This window comes from Agrococcus versicolor, from assembly GCF_039531815.1.
GTDB lineage: Bacteria > Actinomycetota > Actinomycetes > Actinomycetales > Microbacteriaceae > Agrococcus > Agrococcus versicolor.
This window is the reverse complement of sequence record NZ_BAAAQT010000001.1, coordinates 183,003-204,343: the sequence shown is the minus strand read 5'-3', so window position 1 is coordinate 204,343 and position 21,341 is coordinate 183,003. Positions and strand designations below refer to the sequence as shown.

General features: G+C 72.8%; 22 protein-coding genes. 8 read left to right on the top strand and 14 right to left on the bottom strand.

What is annotated here, in order from left to right; genetic code table 11:
* Positions 1 to 28: 28 nt before the first annotated feature.
* From ABD249_RS01010 to ABD249_RS00995, 4 genes are all read right to left on the bottom strand, one after another.
* The gene (locus ABD249_RS01010; RefSeq protein ID WP_344339410.1) at positions 29 to 520 is read right to left on the bottom strand and encodes a heme-degrading domain-containing protein; all 492 of its coding nucleotides are present in this window, start codon (positions 518 to 520) and stop codon (positions 29 to 31) included.
* Between the two features lie 151 nt (positions 521 to 671).
* Entirely contained in the window at positions 672 to 2,882 is a 2,211-nt protein-coding gene (locus tag ABD249_RS01005; RefSeq protein ID WP_425546273.1) for an ATP-dependent Clp protease ATP-binding subunit, read from the bottom strand.
* 153 nt (positions 2,883 to 3,035) lie between these two features.
* On the bottom strand, positions 3,036 to 3,965 hold the full coding sequence (locus ABD249_RS01000; protein WP_344339409.1) for a hypothetical protein: 930 nt from the start codon (positions 3,963 to 3,965) through the stop codon (positions 3,036 to 3,038).
* Between the two features lie 91 nt (positions 3,966 to 4,056).
* A complete protein-coding gene (locus tag ABD249_RS00995; protein WP_344339407.1) occupies positions 4,057 to 4,707 on the bottom strand; it encodes a hypothetical protein in 651 nt (216 codons plus the stop codon).
* A 150-nt stretch (positions 4,708 to 4,857) separates the two neighbouring features.
* On the opposite strand from ABD249_RS00995, the gene ABD249_RS00990 reads away from it, so the two are divergent.
* From ABD249_RS00990 to ABD249_RS00975, 4 genes are all read left to right on the top strand, one after another.
* Positions 4,858 to 5,787 (top strand): SDR family NAD(P)-dependent oxidoreductase, encoded by a 930-nt coding sequence (locus ABD249_RS00990; protein ID WP_344339406.1) that lies wholly within the window; start codon positions 4,858 to 4,860, stop codon positions 5,785 to 5,787.
* A 98-nt stretch (positions 5,788 to 5,885) separates the two neighbouring features.
* Positions 5,886 to 7,685, top strand: coding sequence for a DUF7507 domain-containing protein (locus tag ABD249_RS00985; RefSeq protein WP_344339404.1), 1,800 nt, complete (start codon positions 5,886 to 5,888; stop codon positions 7,683 to 7,685).
* Between the two features lie 226 nt (positions 7,686 to 7,911).
* Positions 7,912 to 8,850, top strand: coding sequence for a YfaP family protein (locus tag ABD249_RS00980; protein ID WP_344339403.1), 939 nt, complete (start codon positions 7,912 to 7,914; stop codon positions 8,848 to 8,850).
* A gap of 496 nt (positions 8,851 to 9,346) precedes the next feature.
* Positions 9,347 to 10,042, top strand: a complete 696-nt coding sequence (locus ABD249_RS00975; RefSeq protein WP_344339401.1) for an ATP-binding protein — start codon at positions 9,347 to 9,349, stop codon at positions 10,040 to 10,042.
* Positions 10,043 to 10,045: 3 nt separating this feature from the next.
* Here ABD249_RS00975 and ABD249_RS00970 read toward each other — a convergent pair whose 3' ends face one another.
* The 6 genes from ABD249_RS00970 to dnaK form a co-directional block, all read right to left on the bottom strand.
* Positions 10,046 to 10,645 carry a hypothetical protein gene (locus ABD249_RS00970; RefSeq protein WP_344339399.1) on the bottom strand — a complete coding sequence of 200 codons (600 nt, stop codon included), beginning with the start codon at positions 10,643 to 10,645 and terminating at the stop codon, positions 10,046 to 10,048.
* Between the two features lie 4 nt (positions 10,646 to 10,649).
* On the bottom strand, positions 10,650 to 12,089 hold the full coding sequence (locus ABD249_RS00965) for a hypothetical protein (protein WP_344339396.1): 1,440 nt from the start codon (positions 12,087 to 12,089) through the stop codon (positions 10,650 to 10,652).
* Between the two features lie 61 nt (positions 12,090 to 12,150).
* Complete coding sequence (locus tag ABD249_RS00960; protein ID WP_344339395.1) at positions 12,151 to 12,582, bottom strand: heat shock protein transcriptional repressor HspR; 432 nt, start codon at positions 12,580 to 12,582, stop codon at positions 12,151 to 12,153.
* A gap of 7 nt (positions 12,583 to 12,589) precedes the next feature.
* Positions 12,590 to 13,540 (bottom strand): DnaJ C-terminal domain-containing protein, encoded by a 951-nt coding sequence (locus ABD249_RS00955; protein WP_344339394.1) that lies wholly within the window; start codon positions 13,538 to 13,540, stop codon positions 12,590 to 12,592.
* A 5-nt stretch (positions 13,541 to 13,545) separates the two neighbouring features.
* Positions 13,546 to 14,244: a nucleotide exchange factor GrpE gene (locus ABD249_RS00950; protein WP_344339391.1), complete on the bottom strand. Its 699-nt coding sequence runs from the start codon at positions 14,242 to 14,244 to the stop codon at positions 13,546 to 13,548.
* 4 nt (positions 14,245 to 14,248) lie between these two features.
* On the bottom strand, positions 14,249 to 16,120 hold the full coding sequence (gene dnaK, locus ABD249_RS00945) for a molecular chaperone DnaK (RefSeq protein ID WP_344339390.1): 1,872 nt from the start codon (positions 16,118 to 16,120) through the stop codon (positions 14,249 to 14,251).
* Between the two features lie 264 nt (positions 16,121 to 16,384).
* Between dnaK and ABD249_RS00940 the strand changes: the two genes are divergently transcribed.
* The 3 genes from ABD249_RS00940 (at position 16,385) to ABD249_RS00930 (ending at position 18,241) form a co-directional block, all read left to right on the top strand.
* Positions 16,385 to 17,071: a DUF1345 domain-containing protein gene (locus tag ABD249_RS00940; RefSeq protein WP_344339388.1), complete on the top strand. Its 687-nt coding sequence runs from the start codon at positions 16,385 to 16,387 to the stop codon at positions 17,069 to 17,071.
* A 212-nt stretch (positions 17,072 to 17,283) separates the two neighbouring features.
* The gene (locus tag ABD249_RS00935) at positions 17,284 to 17,496 is read left to right on the top strand and encodes a hypothetical protein (RefSeq protein WP_344339386.1); all 213 of its coding nucleotides are present in this window, start codon (positions 17,284 to 17,286) and stop codon (positions 17,494 to 17,496) included.
* 52 nt (positions 17,497 to 17,548) lie between these two features.
* Positions 17,549 to 18,241, top strand: coding sequence for a DUF1345 domain-containing protein (locus ABD249_RS00930; RefSeq protein ID WP_344339384.1), 693 nt, complete (start codon positions 17,549 to 17,551; stop codon positions 18,239 to 18,241).
* A gap of 44 nt (positions 18,242 to 18,285) precedes the next feature.
* Here the strand turns inward: ABD249_RS00930 and ABD249_RS00925 are convergent, their stop codons facing one another.
* Together ABD249_RS00925 and ABD249_RS00920 are read right to left on the bottom strand one after the other, a co-directional pair.
* Positions 18,286 to 18,651, bottom strand: a complete 366-nt coding sequence (locus tag ABD249_RS00925; RefSeq protein ID WP_344339382.1) for a cupin domain-containing protein — start codon at positions 18,649 to 18,651, stop codon at positions 18,286 to 18,288.
* A gap of 138 nt (positions 18,652 to 18,789) precedes the next feature.
* Positions 18,790 to 19,134: a hypothetical protein gene (locus ABD249_RS00920; RefSeq protein WP_344339380.1), complete on the bottom strand. Its 345-nt coding sequence runs from the start codon at positions 19,132 to 19,134 to the stop codon at positions 18,790 to 18,792.
* Between the two features lie 186 nt (positions 19,135 to 19,320).
* On the opposite strand from ABD249_RS00920, the gene ABD249_RS00915 reads away from it, so the two are divergent.
* Positions 19,321 to 19,668 carry a hypothetical protein gene (locus ABD249_RS00915; protein WP_344339378.1) on the top strand — a complete coding sequence of 116 codons (348 nt, stop codon included), beginning with the start codon at positions 19,321 to 19,323 and terminating at the stop codon, positions 19,666 to 19,668.
* 8 nt (positions 19,669 to 19,676) lie between these two features.
* On the opposite strand, the gene ABD249_RS00910 is transcribed toward ABD249_RS00915, so the two are convergent.
* Positions 19,677 to 20,834, bottom strand: coding sequence for a cation:proton antiporter (locus ABD249_RS00910; protein WP_344339376.1), 1,158 nt, complete (start codon positions 20,832 to 20,834; stop codon positions 19,677 to 19,679).
* A 6-nt stretch (positions 20,835 to 20,840) separates the two neighbouring features.
* Complete coding sequence (locus ABD249_RS00905; RefSeq protein ID WP_344339373.1) at positions 20,841 to 21,323, bottom strand: cation:proton antiporter regulatory subunit; 483 nt, start codon at positions 21,321 to 21,323, stop codon at positions 20,841 to 20,843.
* Positions 21,324 to 21,341 lie beyond the last annotated feature (18 nt).

The following is a 21,341-nucleotide window of genomic DNA, read 5'->3' as shown; positions in this document are numbered from 1 at the left end:
CCGGGCGACGCAGCACGCCGGCGACGCGTCAGGCCGTCGCGAGGAAGTCCCGCACGACCTCGGCGACGAACGCGTGGTCCTGCAGCTGCGGCAGCCCCGAGACGCCCACCGCGCCGACGACGCCCGCGCCGCGCACCGTGATCGGCAGCACGCCGCCGTGGGCCGCGTGCGTCGCAGGATCGAGCCGAGACTCCTCGAACCCCTGACCGCGGGCGCGGAAGCGCTCGCCGACGCCGAGCGACGAGCGCTGGAAGTGCAGCACGACGTTCGTCTTGCGCTCGAGCCACCGGTCGTTCTCGGGCGTCGTGCCGGGCAGCGCCGCGTGGAAGAGGCGCTGGCCGTTGACGACGATGCCGATGACCACGGGGTGACCGCGCTCGATCGCCGCGTCGCGCAGCAGCGAGCCGAGCCGCCACGCGTCGTCGAGCGTGAACGCGTCGAAGACGAGCTCGCGCTCGTCGCGCTCGACGATCGCACGCAGCTCGTCGCTGCCGTGCGGGGGCATCTCGGGGGCACTCATGCCCTCAGTCTCCCGCTCCCGCCGACATCCCGCCATCGCACGCTCGGGGCGGGTCGGCGCCACGCCGACCTCGGCCACCCGCGGCGGATCCGCGTGCGAGTCGGCGCGCGGCGATCACGAGCCGAGCCCGCGATCCGCCCCCGAACCCGCCTCAGTCGGCGTCGGTCGGTTCCGCAGGGTCCGCATCCGGGTCGAACGACCACTCGCGCGCGGGCGGCTCTGCCCCCTCCGGCCCGAGCCACAGCCCGTCGCCGCCGGGCGCCACGTCGACCTGCACGCCGTCGCCGTCGCGGATCTCGCCCGACAGCAGCGCCCGCGCGAGCCGGTCGTCGATCTGCCGCTGCATGAGCCTGCGCAGCGGCCGCGCGCCGTAGAGCGGGTCGTAGCCGCGCTCGCCCAGCCAGCGCCGCGCCGCCTCCGACACGTGCATCGTGAGCCTGCGCTCCTGCAGCCTGCGGTCGAGGCCCGACACCTGGATGTCGACGATGCGGCCCAGCTCGGCGACCGAGAGGGAGTCGAACACGACGATGTCGTCGAGCCTGTTGACGAACTCGGGCTTGAACGCCTGCCGCACCGCCGCCATGACCTGGTCGTGCGCCTGACGCGCGTCGATCGTCGGGTCGGTGAGGTACTGCGAGCCGAGGTTCGAGGTGAGGATGAGGAGCACGTTGCGGAAGTCGACCGTGCGCCCCTGCCCATCGGTGAGCCGGCCGTCGTCGAGCACCTGCAGCAGCAGGTCGAAGACCTCGGCATGCGCCTTCTCGACCTCGTCGAGCAGCACGACCGAGTACGGGCGTCGCCGCACCGCCTCCGTCAGCTGCCCACCCTGCTCGTAGCCGACGTATCCGGGAGGTGCGCCCACGAGCCGCGCAACCGAGTGCTTCTCGCCGTACTCGGACATGTCGATGCGCACGAGGGCGCGCTCGTCGTCGAACAGCAGCTCGGCGAGCGCCTTCGCGAGCTCGGTCTTGCCGACGCCCGTCGGCCCGAGGAAGAGGAAGGAGCCCGTGGGCCGGTCGGGATCCGAGACGCCTGCGCGCGACCTGCGGACGGCATCCGACACCGCGCCGACCGCCTCGCGCTGGCCGACGACACGCGACGCGAGCTCGTCCTCGAGGCGCAGCAGCCGCTCGGTCTCGCCCTGCAGGAGCCGCCCGACGGGGATGCCCGTCCACGCCGCGACGACGCCGGCGATGTCGTCGGCGCCGACCTGGTCGGACACCATGCGGCCCTCGCCCGTCACGCCCGCCTCGGCCTCGGCGAGCTCGGCCTCGACCTCGGGGATGTCGCCGTAGAGCACGCGGGACGCGCGCTCGAGGTCGCCCTCGCGCTGGGCCCGCTCGGCCTGGATGCGCAGCTCGTCGAGGCGCTCGCGCAGCCCGCCGATGCGGTTGAGCGACGTGCGCTCGGCCTGCCAGCGCCGGTCGAGGTCGCCGAGCTGCGCCTGCCGCTGCTGCAGCTGCTGCTCGAGGGCCTCGAGGCGCGCCTTCGACGCGTCGTCGCGCTCGCGACGCAGCGCGAGCCGCTCGAGCTGCAGGCGGTCGACGGATCGGCGCAGCTCGTCGATCTCGACGGGCGCCGAGTCGATCTCCATCCGCAGGCGCGACGCGGCCTCGTCGATGAGGTCGATGGCCTTGTCGGGCAGCTGTCGCGCCGTGATGTAGCGGTTCGACAGCGCCGCGGCGGCGACGAGCGCGGAGTCGGCGATCGTGACCTTGTGGTGCGCCTCGTAGCGCTCCTTGAGCCCGCGGAGGATGGCGATCGTGTCCTCGACGGACGGCTCGCCCACGTAGACCTGCTGGAAGCGCCGCTCCATCGCGGCATCCTTCTCGATGAACTCGCGGTACTCGTCGAGGGTCGTCGCGCCGATGAGGCGCAGCTCGCCGCGCGCGAGCATCGGCTTGAGCATGTTCGACGCGCCCTGGCTGCCCTCGGCGGCGCCCGCTCCCATGATCATGTGGAGCTCGTCGATGAACGTGATGATGCGGCCGTCGGCCTTCTGGATCTCGCCGAGCACGTTCTTCATGCGCTCCTCGAAGTCGCCGCGGAACTTGCTGCCGGCGACCATGGCGTTGACGTCGAGCGTCACGATCGACTTGCCCTTGAGGCTCTCGGGCACGTCGCCCGCGACGATGCGCTGCGCGAGCCCCTCGACGACGGCCGTCTTGCCGACGCCGGGCTCGCCGATGAGCACGGGGTTGTTCTTCGTGCGCCGCGACAGCACTTGGCTGATGCGGCGGATCTCCGCGTCGCGTCCGATGACGGGGTCGAGTCGACCCGCGCGCGCGATCGCGGTCAGGTCGGTGCCGAACTGCTCGAGCGCGCTGCGCTGATCCTGCTGCCCGGGGTTCATCCCGCCCATTCGTGCCAATGCGTCTCCTTCGTGACTTGCGAGCGCCGGATCGCGGCGCTCGCGAAACTTGAGCGTGCGTGGCTCAAGTCTACGCTCGAACGGCTGGAAAGGCGAGGGTCGATCGGTGTCCGAGCGGAGCGACGTCGACCCCTGCCGGCCCCCTCACTCCTGCAGGAAGCAGACGTCGAAGTACTCGTCCGGCACGGCCGAGTCGTCGAACGCGACGGTGCGGATGTCGAGGTCGGGGACGGCGCGCAGCCGCTCCAGCAGGACGTCGCACACGGGCGCCTGGTCGAGCGGCAGGCGCCCGCCGACGTCGACGCGGTCGCCGAAGTCCTCGACGTACGCCTGCTCGGCGCCGGCATCCTCGGCCAGGGTCATGAGGTCGACGAGGAGCTGCTGGCGGCCGTCGATGGGCCCGGCGTCGAGGCGCAGCTCGGCAGCGTCGCCCTGCGGGGAGCCCGGGGCGACGGCGAGCGGCTCGATGCGCCAGCGCGTCCGAGCGATGACCGAGGACGTCGGCGCGATCGCCGTGATCTCGTCGTACGTCGCAGCCAGGGCGACCGCATCGTCCGCCTCCACGGCGCATCGCAGCGTCGCGACGTTCGCCGAGACGCCGGCGAGCTCGTCGTCGCCGTCGACGTACGCGAACTCCTCGACCGTGCTCGTGGCGACGTCGGCGCACGCGGTCCCGGTGGCGATGACGAGCAGCTCGAGGAGCACGTCGCGACCGAGGTCGAGCTGCATGTCGACCGACGCGTACCGCTCGTCGGCGCGCAGCGTCGAGAGCTGGATCTGCGTCCTCGCCGGGCGGTCGTCGAGCACGCCGTCGATGCCTTCCTGCACCTCGGCGAGCATCGCGACCATCTCCTCGGGCGTCGACTCCTCGAGCCCCTGGACGAGGATCGAGAGGGTCTCGGGCTCGACCGCCGATGCCTCGCGGATCGTGAGGGAGGCGCTGCGCACGACGCCGTCGTCGACGAGCGCCGTCGCGAGCTCGTCGAGGGTCGTCGGCGCAGCGGCGCTCGGGGACGGATCCGGCGGAGTGCTCGTCGTGCACCCTGCGAGCGCGACCGAGCCGGCGATGGTCACGGCGAGCAGCCGGGCACGAGGGATCCGCATCCCCCATGGCACCACGCGCACCTGGACGCGTGCCGACGCCGGGGTGCCGCTCGCGCGTCGTTCAGACGCTGCGGTCGCTGGGCGCGACGGCCCCTCGGGAGTCGTGCTCGCCTGCCGCATGACTCGTCCACCGCTCGGCCACGAGCAGCAGCGCGACGCCGACGCCGAACGCCGCCATCGTGAGCACGCCGCGCGGCCAGAACACGTGCGAGGTCATGAACGACACGGATGCGGCGAGCAGCACCGCGGTGCCCACGAGCGAGCGCCAGCCGACGCGGCGCAGGTGGATGAGGCCGACGAGCGCGAATGCCACGAGGAGCGACCACGTGCCGACGTCGGCGAGCACGTTGCCCTCGAAGAACATCACGGAGTTCGCCGAGCCGATCTCCCCGCCCATCCCGCGATGCACCGTCAGGGCGCCGGCGCCGATGCCGGCGAGCACGTCGAGGCCCGTGTAGAACATCGCGTAGACGAAGGCCAGCACGCGCGCGGCGATCGCGAGCCAGCCGTCGAGGCCGCCGCGCACGCGGTGCACGAGCGCCCACACGCTGAGCCCGAGCAGCGGGAACAGCGGCAGCATGACGACGTGGAGGTCGTGCCACCACTGCGCCGACTCCGCGGTGAGGTGCGCCGGATGCGTCGCGCCGGCGATCGTGAGCGCCACCGGCCCGGCGAGGGCGGCGACGGCACGCAGGACGGGTCGCGAGGTCATGCCTCATGCTGGCACGCGCCCGCGGAGACGGCGCAGGGCTGGCGCGGTCCTCGACGGCGTGCGCGTGCCGCCACGACGGCACTCCGAGGCTCCCGACGCCCGTACGCAAGGGGCTTCGCCGATGCTGCCGCGAGCGTCGACGATCGAGGCATGAGCGATGCAGACCTGGCAGGCCGCACGATCGTCGTCACGGGAGCCTCGAGCGGCTTCGGCCGCGGGGCCGCCATCCGGCTCGGAGAGCTCGGCGCCCACGTCGTCGTCGCGGCGCGACGCGGCGACGCGCTCGACGACGTGGTGCGCGAGATCGAGGCGTCGGGCGGCAGCGCGCTCGCCGTGCCCACGGACGTGAGCGATCCCGTCGCGGTGCAGGCGCTCGCCGACGCGGCCGTCGCGCGCTTCGGACGCATCGATGTCTGGGTGAGCAACGCCGGCGTCGGCGCCCTCGGGCTGTTCTGGGACATCCCGATCGAGGACCACGTGCGGCTCATCGACGTCAACCTGACCGGGCTCGTGCTGTGCGCGCATGCGGCGCTCACCCGCTTCCGCGAGCAGGGCGAGGGCATCCTCGTCAACGTCGGCTCGGTCGACAGCGAGGTGCCGCTCGCGCTGCAGACGACCTATGCGGCGACGAAGGCCGCCGTCCTGAGCCTCAGCCGCTCGCTGAACGAGGAGCTGCGCCTCGTCGGCGCGCACGAGTCGATCCGCGTCGGCACCGTCATGCCGTGGGCGATCGACACCCCGTGGTGGACGGCCGCGGCGAACTACACCGGCCACGCACCTCGCATGGCGGCGATGGACGACCCGGCGATCGTCGTCGACGCGATCGTCGCCGCGTGCACCGACCCGAGGGAGCAGCAGCCCGTCGGCCCCAAGGCGCGCGTCGCACGGCTCTCGCACCGGCTCCTGCCGGGCATCACCGAGCGGCTGTCGGCGACGACGATCGATGCGGAGGTCGAGCGCGCGACGCCGGTGCCGCACACCTCGGGCGCCATCCACCACCCGGGCGCCGCGCCCGCGACGATCGACGGTGGGATCCGCGAGCGCATGCGGCGAGAGGATGCGGCGGGCGACGACGACTGAGGCGGGTCAGGCGTCGCGACCCATCGCGCCGGGGTACAGCCTCGGGGTACAGTCGGGCACCGGAGTCCCCGGCGCCACCCCCGTCTCGAGGAGCCGTCATGCGCGTCCGCACCGCATCCGCAAGCGCGCTCGTCGCCATCGTCGCCCTCGCGCTCGTGGCGCCTGCGGCCGCGCAGGCCGCGCCCGCTCCCATCCAGCCCCGGTTCGCGTCGAGCACCCAGGCGCCGGGCGGCACGTGGGCCGGCCTCGAGCCCGTCTCGGTGGATGGCACGGCGCGCACGGACGTGGAGATCCTCGGCTCCACGTCGTTCGAGCTGCGCGTGCACGAGCCCGCCGGCACGACCGGCAGGGTGCTCGACCCGTCGCTCGCCGGATCGATCGACCTCGACGTCACGCAGCTCGCCGCGGGCGGTGCCGGCACCCAGGGCGCCCTCCTCACCGCCTGGCCCACGTCCCCTGGCGCGATCGAGCCGACGGGATGGCCCGGCGCGAACGACGTCCTCACGAGCGCCTTCTCCGTCGACCAGCGCACGCAGCGCTGGGCCTTCTCCTACGACTTCGACTTCTCGGGTCTGGCCGGCGGCGTGCTGCCGGCCGGCTCCCGCCTCGCGGTCGCGGACGTCGACGTGTGCGGCACCGGTGCCGGGGTGGGGATCGACGAGCGCTTCGTCGCGACCTCGGATGCCGCGGGCGCCTGGCTCGACTACCAGTACCGCGTCGTGCAGAGCGGCTCGACGCCGCCGACGGTCACGTACGACACCGACGCGAACGCGTACGCCGTCGCGCCGCAGTGCCTCGACCAGGGCATGATCGAGGTCCTCGTCACGACCCAGGCCGTCACGTCGCTGTCGCTCGAGATGGCGAACCGTCAGGGCTCGGGCATCACGCGCTTCGGCCTCCTGCTGCCGACGGCTGCGCCTGCGCCCGGCGTCTCGATCGAGACGACGACGAACGGCGTCGACGTCGCAGCCGCCCCCGGTCCTCGACTGCCGGTCGGCTCCGAGGTCGAGCACGGCTTCACGGTGACCAACACCGGCACGACCGAGCTCGCATCCGTCGTGGTCACCGACGACCTGGTCGACGCGGCCTCGATCGACTGCGGCGACGGCACGAACGTCATCCCCGTCCTCGCCGTGGGCGAGGAGGCGACGTGCACCGCGACGAGCGTGGTCGTCCTCGGAGAGCAGGCGCGCACCGCCACGGCGACGGGCGCACCGGTCGACTCGCGAGGCGTGGCGATCGCCGGCGCGGCGGCGCCGATCGCCCAGGACTCGTCGTGGCTCGTCGGCGTCGTCGACCCGTCGGGCTCGATCGCACCGAGCGCCTCCGTCGACGAGGTTGCGACGGGCGAGTCGGTGACCTTCACGACCGTCGTCGCAAACGCCGGCGTCACGACGCTCGACGGAGCCGTCGTCGAGGCCGCGCTGCCCGAGGGCCTCGAGGTGTCGGATGCCGGCGGCGGCGACGTGCTCGACGGCGCGGTGCGCTGGGAGGTCGGGCCGCTCGCGAGCGGGGAGTCGGCGACCCTCACCCTGACGGGCGTCGTGCGCGAGACGACGCCGGGCTCCGTGCTCGAGCTGCGCGCCGCGGGAGAGGCCTCCGTCGGCGACGTCGTCGTGCCGCTGGAGCCCGTCGACGCCTGCGTCGACCAGGAGGCCGCCGCTTGCGCGAGCGTCGTGGTCTCCGCAGCCGCCCCGCCCTCGACCGCACCGCCGTCGACGGCGCCGGGCACCGGCTCGCCGCCGGCGCCGGGCGGCACGGTCGGAGGTGGCGCGGCCGGATCGTCCGGCGGATCCCTGCCCGCGACGGGTGGGGAGCTCCTGCCGCTCTCCTGGATGGCCGGCATGGCGCTGCTGCTGCTCGGGCTCGGCGTCGTGCTGCGTCGCCGCGTCGGCTGAACCGACTCGCGCGGGCCGGGTCCCACCGGCGCGTCGGGGCCGGCCTGACGCTCGGCTCGGCGTCCTCGCGCGCGGTCGCGTCGGCTCCCCGACGAGGTCGGGCCGGGTCCCGCCGTCCCGTCGGGGCTGGTCTGGCGCCCGGCTCGGCGTCCTCGCGCGCGGTCGCTGGCGCCGGCCTGCGGTGCGCTCGGCGCGCGCATCCAGGATCGCGGCCTAGCCTCGCGGCATGCGTACGACGTCTCGCCGCCGCCCCCTCGCGGCACTCGCCGCGATCCTCGTCGCCGGCATCGCGCTGACGGGCTGCATCCCGAGCATCCCCCAGCCGCCGAGCCCCACGACGTCCGATGCCGGCCCCACCTCGACGACTCCGCCGGCGGACGCGAGCATCGACGACTACCTCACGGCCGCGACCGCCGACGGCGGCGACGCCGAGGGTGCGAGCGTCGGCGACGCCGTGACGCCCGGCTCCGGCAGCACCGTCACCGTCACCGACCGCGCCATCGCCGTCAACGGCGGCAGCGTCGAGATCGTCGTCTCGGCCGACGAGCCCTTCTCGTCGGTGCACGTCGGCGTCGGCCCGACGTCCGCCTCGTCGACGACGCCGACGGCCTGGCCGGGCTCGTACGAGATCGACCTCGGCGCGCCGACCACGAGCACGTCGATCGTCGTCACCCTGTCGCAGAGCCCGCCCACGACCGACTTCTCGGTGATCGTCGCGGTCGCCGACGACGCCGGCACGACGAGCTCGACGGATGCGACGGCGATCTCGGTCGTCGAGGTCGGCACGGGCGACGTGCAGGTGAGCGTGTCGTGGAACGAGGACGTCGACGCCGACCTCTACGTGGTCGACCCGAACGGCGACACCATCTACTACGGCTCCACGACCTCGCCCTCGGGCGGCGAGCTCGACCTCGACTCGAATCCGTCGTGCAGCATCGACGGCATCCGCAACGAGAACGTCACCTGGCCCACGGGCGAGGCACCGTCGGGCACGTACGAGGTGCGCCTCAACCTCTACGCCGACTGCGACATCGACCGGACGAGCTGGGTCGTGACGGTGCAGGCCATCGGTCGCACCTACCGGTGGGAGGGCATCCTCGAGGCGCCCGGGCTCGGCGGCGGCGAGGAGGCGGGCATCCTCGTCGGCCGGTTCGACGTGCCGTAGCGGCAGCCTCCCGTCGCCCCGACCCGTCGCACCGACCCGTCGTGCCGACCCGTCGTTCCCGACGGGCGGCGCCCTCGCCGCTCCAAGTCCGTGCCGTCGCCCCGCCAGATCGGCCTCCGATCACCGCCGCATCAAAGCCTGAGCGGCACGCGAGACGCAATGCGCACGCGACGACCCGCTCAGCCGCGGATCCGGCGGCAACCGGGAGCCGGGAGCCGGGAGCCGGGAGCCGGGAGCCGAGCATCCTCGGCCCGTCCGACGTACCGGCGCGGTCGCCGCACCGCCGCCGCGCGGGCCGCGTCCTCGCCCTGCCCAGGTCCGCGGCGTCGCCTCACCAGGTCCGACTCCGATCACCGCCGAATCCACGCCTGAGCGGCACGCCAAGCGCAATGCGCACGCGACGACTCGCTCAGCCGCGGATCCGGCGCCGCCGAGGCGGCGAGCCGCGCATCCGGCAGCGTGCGCCGATGCCCGGGCCCGTGGGATCATGGAGTCCATGCCCGATGCGCCCGCGCCCTCCGACGACGCGATCGAGGCACCCGAGCCGGCATCACGACCGGCGTCCGAGCAGACCGATCAGCCGTCGCCCCAGACGCCCGAGCAGGCGCCGATCGCACGGATGCTGCTCGTGGGCGGTGCGTCCGGCTCCGGCAAGTCGCGGCTCGCGGAGTCGTCGGGGCTGCCGGTGCTGCGGCTCGACGACTTCTACCGCGTCGCGGGCGACCCCGCCCTCCCCGTGCTCGACACGGGCGAGGTCGACTGGGATCACCCCGGCTCGTGGCACCTGCCCGACGCGATCGCCGCGATCGAGGAGCTCGCGACCACCGGCACCACGAAGGTGCCCGAGTACGACATCGCGCTGAGCGATCGCGTCGGCTGGCGCACGCTCGAGCTCGGACATGCGCGCGCGTTCGTCGCCGAGGGCATCTTCGCGAGCGAGGTCGTGGCGCCGGCGCTCGAGCGCGGCCTGCTGCTCGACGCGATCGCGGTCCGCCGTCCGCGGGGCACCACGATGGCGTTCCGGTTCCTGCGCGACCTGCGCGAGCGCCGCAAGAGCCCGGCCTTCCTCGTGCGGCGCGGCCTGCTGCTCGCACGCCGCGAGCCGACGATCGTCCGTGCGCTCACGGACGCGGGATGCCGTCCGCTGCGTCCGCGCGCGATCCGCCGCGAGCTCGCCCGCCACGCGGGCTGACGCTCACGCCGCCGGAGCCCGCGCGAGCTCGCGCCGCGTGCGCGCCATCCACAGCCGCGGGCCCGCGAGGTATCCGACGAGCGACGTGAGCAGGGTCGACACGACGACGTAGATCAGCACGACGATGCCGAGCCCCACGACGCCCGTCAGCAGCCCCACGAGCGTCATGATCCATCCGGACGCGATGCTCAGCGCCGCCTGCACGACCGTGCCGACGCCGCAGCACCACCACGTGATCTCGCGAGCACGCGCGATGCCCGCGCGGCGGAGGATGCGGATGCTCGTCGTGGCGCCGAGCGCCGCGAGCCCGCCTGCGATCAGGAGGACGACGACGATCGTGACGATCCACGGCGTCGGGTCGATGCTCGCGAGCCAGCTCGCGACGGCCTGCTCGACGCCGTCGCTGCCGGCGACGAGCTCGACGAGGAACCAGCGTGCGAGCGCGACCACCGTGCCGACGGCGGAGAGGGCGACCACGAGGTTCACGCCGGCCGAGAAGAGCGTCAGCCCCCAGCCACCGGCGCTGCGGGCAGCGGTGCGCACGTGCGGCGGCAGCGGCGGGCGCACGGCCCGCTCGCGCTCGGCTCGACCGACCTGCGGCATCGGGTCACTCCACCCGGGAGAGCTCGGCGGCGTCCGCCTCGGCAGCACGACGCTCGGCGTCGATCTCGGCCTGACGCTGCGCGGCCTCCAGCTGCGCCCAGGTGGGCCGCGGACGGAACGCGAGGAGGTAGACCCAGCCGAACAGCATGCCGACGGCGCCCGTCAGCACGATCGAGATCGCGAGGCTCAGGAAGAGCCAGCCCCACAGCGACCCGACCGTGAGGGAGGCGGAGCTCAGCAGGATGCCGAACAGGCCGAAGATCAGCACGATCGGCCAGAGCGCGAGGCCGACGAACCCGCCGATGCCCGTCGTGGTCGCGTAGGCGAGCGCGATCGACCGCTTGATGCCCACGAGCCCCGCCGAGCGCTGCCACAGGTACGAGGCGATGCAGCCGGCAGCGCCGATCGCGCCCGTCACGAGCAGCACGATCACGACCGTCAGGGGGATGCGCGCCGGGTCTGCCCAGAACGCGACGACGTCGGTGAGGCTGTCGGCCTCGAGCGCGTCGAGCCCGTCGGTGCCGCCCTCGGAGAGCGTGCCCCACAGCAGCAGCACGAACGCGGAGGCGACGAGCAGGTGCGTCGCGAGCGCGAGCAGCGTCTGGCCGACGAGCGAGCCGAGCACCGCCGCTCGAGTCTGGCGACGCGTCAGCCTGGGCTTCGGCGGCGCGGCGATCACGGGCGGGTACGGTGCGGGCGGGTAGCCGTATCCGCCGGGCTGGTACGGCGCGGGCGCGTAGCCGTATCCGCCGGGCTGGTGCGGCGCGGATGCGTAGCCGTACCCGCCGGGCTGGCCGACGCCGGGCGGGGCGTACGGGTACCCGGGTGCCGTGGGCCACCCGACCGATGCCAGGTGGGCCTGCTGCGGGTACGCCGGGTACGGCTGCGGCCAGTTCGACACCTGCTGCTGCAGGGACGCCGGATACGGCTGCGTGCCGTTCGACACCCGCTGCTGCGGCGACGCCGGATACGGCTGCGTCCCGTTCGGCACGTGCTGCGGGAAGGCCGGGTGCGGCTGCGCCGCACCCGTCTGCGCCGGAGCTCCGTGCTGCACGGGGGCCGCCTGACCCGGATACGGTCCAGGCGCGTGAGGCGGCGCCGACCGCGGCGGCTGCTGGCCGGCGGGTGGTCGCGAACCGGCGAACGCCTGCGCCCCGACGCCCGGCATCCCGACGCCCGGCATCCCGGCGCGCTGCTGCGCCTCCCAGGCGAGCTGCGCCGCGTAGGGTGGCACCGCTCCGGCCATGGGGTTCGCGAGCGGCGGTGGCAGCGCGCGTGCGCGACGCTCGCGCTCGCGCCGCTCGGCGCGCTGCTCGAGCGCCGTCTTGGGCACGAGCCCGTCGGGCGCAGAGGCGGCGGCGCGTCGGCGGCGCGGAGCCGCGACGACGTCGCCGGGCACGGGGGTGTCGCTGCCGGGTGGCGGCGGGGCCTCGAGCTCGCTCACATCCGCGACGGTACCCGCCGTCGCTGTGACCGAGGTGGGTCGTGCGGCGTCCGCGCCGCGGTCAGCCGCGATGCAGCGGCCGCCACACGACGACCTGGTTGCGCTTCGCCGGGCGCGCGCCGGAGCGCAGCGACGTGACGCCCTCGGCCCCGGCGGCGAAGACGCGGCCGCGGCGGTCGATCACCTGGTCGGCGAGCGTCGCCTCGAGCTCGCGCACGCGCGCCTTGAGCCCGCGCACCTCGTTCGAGAGCTCGAGGATGCGGCGGATGCCCTCGAGCGACACACCCTCCTGCGAGAGCAGCTGCACCTGCCGCAGCTGCCCGATGTCGCGCATGGAGTACCGCCGCGTGTTGCCGGCGGTGCGCTGCGGCTCGACGAGGCCGATGCGGTCGTACTGGCGGAGCGTCTGCGGGTGCATGCCGGCGAGCTCGGCCGCGGCAGCGATCGAGAAGATCGGGCTCGACTCGTCGAGCTCCTCCGGGATGCGTCCCACGCTCAGGTCACCGCGCCTTCGCCAGCAGGTCGTCGCGCGGCGACTCGTCGCCCGACGCCGCGATGAACGCCTCGAGCGCCTCGCGCTGCTTGGCGTTGAGGTGCGAGGGCACCGCCACCTGCACGGTCGCGAGCAGGTCGCCTGCGCCCTGCGGGGAGGCCACGCCCTTGCCCTTGACGCGCAGCACGCGGCCGGACGGCGTGCCGGGTGCCACCTTGAGGCGCACGGTGCCGCCGCCGACGGTCGGCACCTCGATCGTCGCGCCGAGGGTCGCCTCGGCGAACGTCACGGGCACGTCGACGCGGATGTTGCGACCGTCGAGCTGGAAGACCGGGTGCGGGCGCACCTGAACGGTGACGATGAGGTCGCCGGGCTGGCCGTTCGTGATCGACGCCTGACCCTTGCCCTTGATCTTGATCTTCTGGCCGTCGTGGACGCCCGCGGGGATCTTGACCGTCATCGAGCGTCCGCCGACGGTGAGCTTCAGCGTGTCGCCCTGCACCGCCGACAGGAAGTCGAGCTGCGCGTTCGCCGTGACGTCGCGGCCGCGCTGGGGGGCGCGGAAGCCCGCTCCCCCGCCTCCGCCGCCGAACATCCCGCCGAGGATGTCCTCGAAGTCGCCCTGCGAGTACTGCACGCGCGGGCCGCCGCCCTGCCCGAACATGCCGCCGAATACGTCCTCGAAGCCGCCCTGCGCGCCCGGCGCGAAGCGCGGGCGCCCGCCTGCCATGGCGCGCACGGAGTCGTACTCCTCGCGCTGCTTCGCGTCGGACAGCACGGTGAACGCCTCGGAGATCTCCTTGAAGCGCGCCTCGGCCTTCGCATCCCCCGGGTTGGAGTCGGGATGGAACTGCCGCGCGAGCTTGCGGTACTGCTTCTTGAGGTCGGCGGCGTCGACGTCCTTCGCGACGCCGAGCACCGCGTAGAAGTCCTTGTCGAACCAGTCGTTGCTCGCCATCGCCCCTACTCCGCCGGTGCGTCGGCGGGCACGAAGACGGCGACCTTCGCCGGGCGCACGAGGCGCTCGCCGATGCGGTAGCCGCGCTGCACGACGTCGGCGATCGTCATCTCGGTCGCCTGCGGGTCGGGGTTCGGCAGCTGCGCGATCGCCTCGTGCATCGCGGTGTCGAACGGCTCCCCGACGACGCCGACGGCCTCGAGGCCGAGGCCCGCGATGGATGCGCGGAGCTTCTGGGCGACGAGCGCGAGCGGCGAGCCGTCGAGGTCGCCGTGCTGCTCGGCGCGGTCGAGGTCGTCGAGCGCGGGCAGCAGCGCCGACAGCACGGATGCCGTCGTGGCCGCCTTGTCCGCGGCGCGCTCGCGCTCGACGCGGTTGCGGTAGTTGACGTACTCGGCCTGCAGCCTGCGCACCTCCTCCTGCCCCGCGGCGATCTGCGCCTCGAAGCCGGCCCGCTCGTCGGCGAGGCTCTGCGCCTCGCCCTCGAGCAGGGCGCGGTCCTCGGCCGTCAGGTCGTCGGGGTCGGGTGCCGACGCGTCGGGCGCGGAGGCGGCGGGCTGGGCCGCCTCCGCTGCCTCGGCGGCGGCCGCCTGCGCGTCCGCCGGGCTCTGGCGAGCCTCGCCGGTCTCGGGGTCGATGCGTCGCTTGTCGCGGAACACCGGGCCTCCCTCGTTGTCGTCCTCGGGACGGATGTCGTCGCTCATCGGACTACTTCTTCTCGTTCGTGTCGTCCTCGTCGTCGACGATCTCCGCGTCGACCACGTCGTCGTCGTTCGACGACTCCTGGTCGGCCTGCGGCTGCTCGCCGTCGGCGTCGGCCGGGGCCTGCGCCTGCTGCTGGTACAGCGCCTCGCCGAGCTTCTGCTGCGACGCGGTGAGGGTGTCGAAGGCCGTCTTGAGCGCGGCGTCGTCGTCGCCCGCGAGCGCCGTCTTCAGCGCGTCGACGTCGGCCTGCACCGAGGTCTTCACGTCGTCGGGCAGCGCCTCGGCGTTGTCGGCCAGCAGCTTCTCGACCGAGTAGACGAGCTGCTCGGCGCCGTTGCGCGTCTCGGCCGTCTCGCGACGGGCCTTGTCGGCGGCGGCGTTCTCCTCGGCGTCCTTCACCATGCGCTCGATGTCGTCCTTCGAGAGGCTCGAGCCGCCCGTGATCGTCATCGACTGCTCGGTGCCGGTGCCCTTGTCCTTCGCGGACACGTGCACGATGCCGTTGGCGTCGATGTCGAAGGTGACCTCGACCTGCGGGATGCCGCGCGGCGCGGGTGCGATGCCCGTGAGCTCGAAGGTGCCGAGCGCCTTGTTGTCGCGCGTGAAGTCGCGCTCGCCCTGGAAGACCTGGATCGACACGGACGGCTGGTTGTCCTCGGCCGTCGTGAACGTCTCGGAGCGCTTCGTGGGGATCGCGGTGTTGCGGTCGATGAGGCGCGTCATCATGCCGCCCTTGGTCTCGATGCCGAGCGAGAGCGGCGTGACGTCGATGAGGAGGACGTCCTTGCGCTCGCCCTTCAGCACGCCGGCCTGCAGCGCGGCGCCGATGGCGACGACCTCGTCCGGGTTCACGCCCTTGTTGGGCTCCTTGCCGCCGGTGAGCTTCTTCACGAGCTCGGTGACGGCGGGCATGCGGGTCGAGCCGCCGACGAGCACGACGTGCGCGATCTCGCCGACCGTGACGCCCGCCTCGCGGATGACGTCCTCGAAGGGCTTGCGGGTGCGCTCGAGGAGGTCGGAGGTCATCTGCTCGAACTGGGCGCGCGTGATGGTCTCGTCGAGGTTGGCCGGGCCGTTCTCCGTGAGGGAGAGGTATGGCAGCTGGATGCTCGTGGACGTCGAGGAGGAGAGCTCCTTCTTCGCCTGCTCCGCGGCCTCCTTGAGGCGCTGGCGGGCGATCTTGTCCTTCGAGACGTCGACGCCCGTCGACTCCTTGAACTTCTTCGTCAGCCACTCGACGACGCGCTCGTCCCAGTCGTCGCCGCCGAGGCGGTTGTCGCCGGCGGTCGAGCGGACCTGGATCGTCGAGAAGTCGTCGTCCTTGCCCACCTCGAGGAGGGAGACGTCGAACGTGCCGCCACCGAGGTCGAAGACGAGGATGAGCTCGTCCTCCTTGCCCTTGTCGAGGCCGTACGCGAGCGCGGCGGCCGTGGGCTCGTTGATGATGCGGAGCACGTTGAGGCCTGCGACCTCGCCGGCCTCCTTCGTGGCCTGGCGCTCGGCGTCGTTGAAGTACGCGGGCACCGTGATGACGGCGTCGCCGACGGGCTCGCCGAGGTACGTCTCGGCGTCGCGCTTCAGCTTGCCGAGGATGCGCGCCGAGATCTCCTGCGGCGTGTAGCGCTTGTCGTCGACCGCGGTCGTCCAGTCGGTGCCCATGTGGCGCTTGACGGACGCGATGGTGCGGTCGACGTTCGTGACGGCCTGGCGCTTGGCCGGCTCGCCGACGAGGGTCTCGCCGTCCTTCGCGAAGGCGACGACCGAGGGGGTCGTGCGGAAGCCCTCGGCGTTCGCGATGACGGTGGGCTGCCCGGCGTCGAGGAATGCGACGACGGAGTTGGTGGTGCCGAGGTCGATGCCGACTGCTCGTGCCATGGTGGCTGCTCCTTGTGGTCTGCGGATGTCTGCTGGTGTGCGTGATTCCGGTGGAGGAGCCCGCCGACAACCCCCCATGACTGGCGGCGAGCTCGTCCCCCGGAACCGGTGCACGACGGCGATCTACGATCTGAGCCGTGCACGCTCAAGTCTAACCTTGCGTCGAGTCGTGTCAAGTTCTGGGACGCCTCGTGGCTGTGCATCGGCAATGCATCGCTGGACGCCGCAGATCCGCCTCTCGGAGCCCGCCACTACGGTGTCCCCATGTCGAAGCCCGCGCGGCGGCTGCACCGCGACCTCACTCGCCACACCGTCGCGATCGCGGCTGCGACCCTCGTCGCCTGCGCGCTGCTGCTCGTACTGCTCGTGGTCGACGAGCGCATCCGTGGCGCGAGCTCGCTCGTCGTCTCGCTCACCCTCGTCTTCGGCGTCTACGGCCCGATCTTCCTTGGCCTGACGCACGTCGCGTTTGGCTCGCTGCCGGGCGCTGAGCTGCGCGATCGGCTTCGCACCTCGGACGAGCAGCGCACGCTCGTGCGGCTGCTGCTGCTGGGCGGCCCCAAGACGTGGGCGACGACGATCGTCGCCGTCGGCGTCACGGCGGTGCTGCTGCTGGCGACGGGCGATGCACGCGAGAGCCTGTGGCTCGTCGGCGCGTGCGTGCTGTGCGTCGTGGGCACCTGGGTGCTCCTCGTGGCCGTCTTCGCCGTGGAGTACATGCGCCTCTGGGCGAACGACGGATCGCTGCGCTTCCCCGGCGATGACGAGCCGACCTTCGCCGACTTCGTGTACCTGTCCGTCCAGCTGTCGACGACCTTCTCCTCCTCCGACGTCGAGCTCGTCGCGACCCCGGCCCGCCGCCTCGCGACCGTGCACTCCGTCGTCGCGTTCGCGTACTCGACCGTCATCGTCGCCGTCTTCGCCTCGCTGCTCATCTCCACGGCCGCCTGACGCGCCGTCGCCGACTGGGCGCCGACCCCGCGCGGCGGGGATCGCACGGTCGGTGATGCGCCCAGTGGTGGTCCCGAGTCGACGATCCCAGGGTGCAGAGGATCCGGGCGCGGCAGAGAGACGTACGTTCGCCACGTGCGAGCCCGCTTCCGTGTCGGCGTGATGACTCCCGGTCGCGGACGATTCGTCGCCACGAGCGCGAGGAACTGCGCATGACCACCCGGCGCACCGACGCCTTCTCGCGCTTCTCCTGGGTGCCCGCGGCGATCATCGGGGTCGTCGGGCTGATCCTTCGGCTCGACCTCTGGCCGCTGCTCGCGTCGACGCTGCTCTCCTTCCTCGCGCTCCTGGGGCTCGACCGCCTCTGGAGCCGGCATCGAAGCCATGACGGCGAGCACGACGGGCGACCGCCCACCCGCCGCTGAGCTCCCTCCGCCACGGCGAGCGTCTCGGCGTCGGGCGGATACGGTGGCTCGCATGGCGAGAGGCACGAAGGCGACCCATCGCGAGGCCGTGCGCCACACGATCGCCTCGGCGATCGCGGTCGCGATCGGCTTCGTCGCGCTGGCGGTCGTGCGCGTCGTCGCCGGCGTGTCCTTCGACGAGTCCACGGCGACCACGGCGTTCATGGCTCTGACGTTCGGCGTCTACGGCCCGATCTTCCTCGCGCTCACGGCCCTCGCGTTCCGCGGCCTCCATGGCGACCGCCTCCGCGCACTCCTGGTTCGCTCCGACGAGCGCAGCCGCCTCGTGCGGTTCTTCTTCCTCTCGGGCCCCAAGTCGTGGGCGGCGATCGTGGTGTTCGTGGGCGTGGCCTCCGTCGTGCTCCTCGCGACGGGCGACCTCGAGCGTGGCGGCATCTGGCTGCCCGCGATCTGCGTGCTGGGTGTCGCGGGCACCTGGGTGCTCATGGTCGCGGTGTTCGCCGTGGACTACATGCGCTCGTGGGCGAACGACGACTCGCTGACGTTCCCGGGCACCGAGGAGCGCACGCTGCGCGACTTCCTCTACCTCTCGGTGCAGCTGTCGACGACGTTCTCGTCGTCGGACGTGCAGCTCGTGCGCGGATCGGTCCGCTCGCTCGCGATCGTCCACTCGGTGCTCGCGTTCGCGTACTCGACCGCGATCATCGCCGTCTTCGCGTCGCTGCTGATCTCGATCGCCGCCTGACCCGTCCGGCCCGAGGGCCGCGACCCCGGTCCGCGGCCCGAGCGTCAGAGCTCGCGCAGCGCCGACGTGCGCTCGCCGCCCGCGTCGCCGGTGTTCACGGTGCCGACGCGCTCGATGAGGATCGCCTCCACCTCCTCGTCGGCGCGCGGGCAGTGCTCGACGCCCGCGGGGATCACGAAGACGTCGCCTGGCTCGAGCGTCACGTCGCCGTCGCGCAGCTGGATCACGAGCGTGCCCGACCGCACGAGGAACAGCTCGTCGGTGTCGGGATGCGTGTGCCAGACGAACTCCCCGAGCAGCCGCACGACCTTCACGTCGGCGTCGTTCACGGTCGCGAGCCGATGCGGCTGCCACGACTCGGCGACGGCGTCGAAGGCTGCGGACACGCTGCGGACCTGGCTCTGGCTCATGCGTCCATCATGCGCGGGAGTCAGCCCCGGGCGCGGGGCGCTAGAAGGCCCTCGAGGACCTGACGAGATCGAGGGGAAGGCCGAGACCCTCGGCGTCGCTGCTGGTGCCACCGCGCGGACGTCAACCTTGGTTGCCGATCACGCGCAGGTGAGTCCACCGGAGGGCGAGGTCTGGTCGACTTCCGAACGGCGCGATAGCCGCCGACTGCGAAGGGTGATGATGATGCGGACACGTCGAGCAGGCATGGCAATCGTGGCAACGGCCTTGATGGCGATCGGAGGGATGAGCACCGCACACGCGGACGAACCCGATGATGTCGTCGACGCGCTGTCTACAGCACTTCTTCCGCTCGCGTCGACGGCCCATGCCGGCGCAACGCCCGCGAGGAACATGCCGTCCGCTGCTCTGACCACGATCGTGCCGTCCACGCCGCTGGCAAGGTCGTCATCGGATTCCTCGGCGCCAGCGGCCTCGATCCGCAACCCGCATGGGGTCTCGAGGGATCTCGAGCCCCGCTTCCCTCGTACTCGAATCCTGCGCACTACGTGACGCGCAACTGCAACTGGTAGGAAGCGGCGATGCGACACGGGAGCAGGCGTTGGCTCGAGGTGGTCGTACCGTTTGGTGCAGCCTCGGCTTCCTGGGTACTCCTGGCCGTGATCAATCGGATGTCCACGTTCACCTCAACATTTGTCGGGTCCTCCGCGCAATGGCTCCTGACCATGCTGTGCATGGGTGGGGTGATCGCTGCAGGGATCGCGCTCGGGAGGCTCTGGTCGGGGACGACGCGGTTCCGAGCAGCGGCGAGAGCGTCTGCGCTGGCCTTGGCGATCTCCGCGGCGAGCCTCGTGCTGTTCGCGCAGACGTACTCGCAGTCCGAGTCGGATGCGTCCGGCTACGTCGGTCTCGCGGCGATCGCAGCGCTCGCCATCGCGATCCCGGCCGCGATCCTGGCTGCCGTCGGCACCCATGCCGTCGAGCTCCCGGAACACGACCGCCGACGCGGGCCTGACTAGGCGATCGGCTAGGCGAGGGCGGCGTCGCGCCGCGGCGCCCGCACGATGAAGCGCGCGAGGATCGGCCCCACGATCGCGAGGATCAGCACGTAGCAGGCGGCGAGCGGACCCAGCTCGGGATAGCCCGCGCCGACCGCGAGGGCGGCGATGATGATCGAGAACTCGCCGCGCGCGATGAGCGTCGCGCCGGCGCGCAGTCGGCCCTTCACGAGCACGCCGTCGCGCTTGGCGGCGAGCCAGCCGGTGAGCATCTTGGTCGCCGCCGTCACGACGGCGAGCAGCAGCGCCGCCGGCAGCACGGGCAGCAGGTCGGCGGGCACGATCGGCAGGCCGAACGACAGGAAGAAGATCGCCGCGAAGAGGTCGCGCAGCGGTCCGAGGATGGCGCGGGCGCGCTCGGCGATCGACGGCGGCACCGCGATGCCGACGAGGAACGCGCCGACGGCTGCGGAGGCACCGAGCATCTGCGTGAGCCCCGCGACGATGAGGGTGATGCCGAACAGGCGCAGCAGCACCTGCTCGTCGCTCGGGTGGCTCAGCAGCCAGCGGATGCCGCCCGAGGCCCGCTGCGAGGCGACGAGGATCGTGGTCACGGCGGCGAGCGCGAGCGCGACGGCGCCGAGCGCCTGCCACCACGCCGCCCCCGTGAGCACGGCGATGAGGATGGGCAGGAAGATCGCCATGGCGATGTCCTCGATGACGAGGATCGACAGCACGGCCGGCGTCTCGCGGTTGGCGACGCGGCCGAGGTCGTCGAGCAGTCGGGCGATGATGCCCGACGACGACACCCACGTGATGCCCGCGAGCGCGAGCGCCGCCTGCCACGGCATCCCGAGCATGAGCCCGACGAGGAAGCCGGCGGAGGCGTTGAGGCCGAAGTCGATCGCCCCCGACGTCGAATGCCGCTTCAGCGACTGCCCGAGCTCGCCGGCGGTGAACTCGAGCCCGAGCATGAGCAGCAGCAGGAGGACGCCGATCTCGGCGGCCGGCTCGATGAACGGCTCGGCGGCGTCGAGGTCGATGCTCGAGCCGGCGCCGACGAGCAGCCCGGCGAGCAGCATGAGCGGGATGGGCGAGATGCCGACGCGGTGGGCGATGAGCCCCAGCAGCGACACCCCGAGCACGACGGCGCCGAGCTCGAGGAGCAGGGCGGAGATGTCGTGCACGGCGACCTATCCGGTGCGCAGGCGCGTGCGGAGCTGCTCGAGGCCGTCGAGCGAGCCGATCGCGACGAGCGAGTCGCCGGCCTGCAGGACGTCGGCGGGCGTCGGTGCCGCGATGACGTCGTCGGCCCGCACGATCGCGACGATCGAGCAGCCCGTGAGCGTGCGCGCCCTCGTGTCGCCGAGCGGACGCCCGACGAAGGCCGTGCCGTCCTCGACGAGCAGACGGGCCGTCTCGAGGCCGGGGATGGCGCGGGTGACGTCGGCCATGCTCTGCGTGATGCGATGCGCGCCGAGCACGTCGGTGAGCGCGTCGATCTCCTCCTCGTCGAGGTGCAGCGCGAGGCGCACGTCGTCGGGGTCGTGCTTGCTCGAGACGCACAGGTCGGCGGGTCCCTCGCGGTGCACGACGACGCTGATGGGCACGCCCTTGCGCGTCGTCATGTCGTATCGCACTCCCACGCCCGGCAGGAGGGTCTGCGTGATGTCCACGGCGTGAGCATGCCACAC

Coding starts and splice junctions, on each gene's coding strand:
- ABD249_RS01010 (WP_344339410.1), bottom strand. CDS start 520: ATGAGTGCCCCCGAGATGCCCCCGCACGGCAGCGACGAGCTGCGTGCG.
- ABD249_RS01005 (WP_425546273.1), bottom strand. CDS start 2,882: ATGGGCGGGATGAACCCCGGGCAGCAGGATCAGCGCAGCGCGCTCGAG.
- ABD249_RS00995 (WP_344339407.1), bottom strand. CDS start 4,707: ATGACCTCGCGACCCGTCCTGCGTGCCGTCGCCGCCCTCGCCGGGCCG.
- ABD249_RS00990 (WP_344339406.1), top strand. CDS start 4,858: ATGAGCGATGCAGACCTGGCAGGCCGCACGATCGTCGTCACGGGAGCC.
- ABD249_RS00985 (WP_344339404.1), top strand. CDS start 5,886: ATGCGCGTCCGCACCGCATCCGCAAGCGCGCTCGTCGCCATCGTCGCC.
- ABD249_RS00980 (WP_344339403.1), top strand. CDS start 7,912: ATGCGTACGACGTCTCGCCGCCGCCCCCTCGCGGCACTCGCCGCGATC.
- ABD249_RS00975 (WP_344339401.1), top strand. CDS start 9,347: ATGCCCGATGCGCCCGCGCCCTCCGACGACGCGATCGAGGCACCCGAG.
- ABD249_RS00970 (WP_344339399.1), bottom strand. CDS start 10,645: ATGCCGCAGGTCGGTCGAGCCGAGCGCGAGCGGGCCGTGCGCCCGCCG.
- ABD249_RS00955 (WP_344339394.1), bottom strand. CDS start 13,540: ATGGCGAGCAACGACTGGTTCGACAAGGACTTCTACGCGGTGCTCGGC.
- ABD249_RS00950 (WP_344339391.1), bottom strand. CDS start 14,244: ATGAGCGACGACATCCGTCCCGAGGACGACAACGAGGGAGGCCCGGTG.
- dnaK (WP_344339390.1), bottom strand. CDS start 16,120: ATGGCACGAGCAGTCGGCATCGACCTCGGCACCACCAACTCCGTCGTC.
- ABD249_RS00940 (WP_344339388.1), top strand. CDS start 16,385: ATGTCGAAGCCCGCGCGGCGGCTGCACCGCGACCTCACTCGCCACACC.
- ABD249_RS00935 (WP_344339386.1), top strand. CDS start 17,284: ATGACCACCCGGCGCACCGACGCCTTCTCGCGCTTCTCCTGGGTGCCC.
- ABD249_RS00930 (WP_344339384.1), top strand. CDS start 17,549: ATGGCGAGAGGCACGAAGGCGACCCATCGCGAGGCCGTGCGCCACACG.
- ABD249_RS00925 (WP_344339382.1), bottom strand. CDS start 18,651: ATGAGCCAGAGCCAGGTCCGCAGCGTGTCCGCAGCCTTCGACGCCGTC.
- ABD249_RS00915 (WP_344339378.1), top strand. CDS start 19,321: ATGTCCACGTTCACCTCAACATTTGTCGGGTCCTCCGCGCAATGGCTC.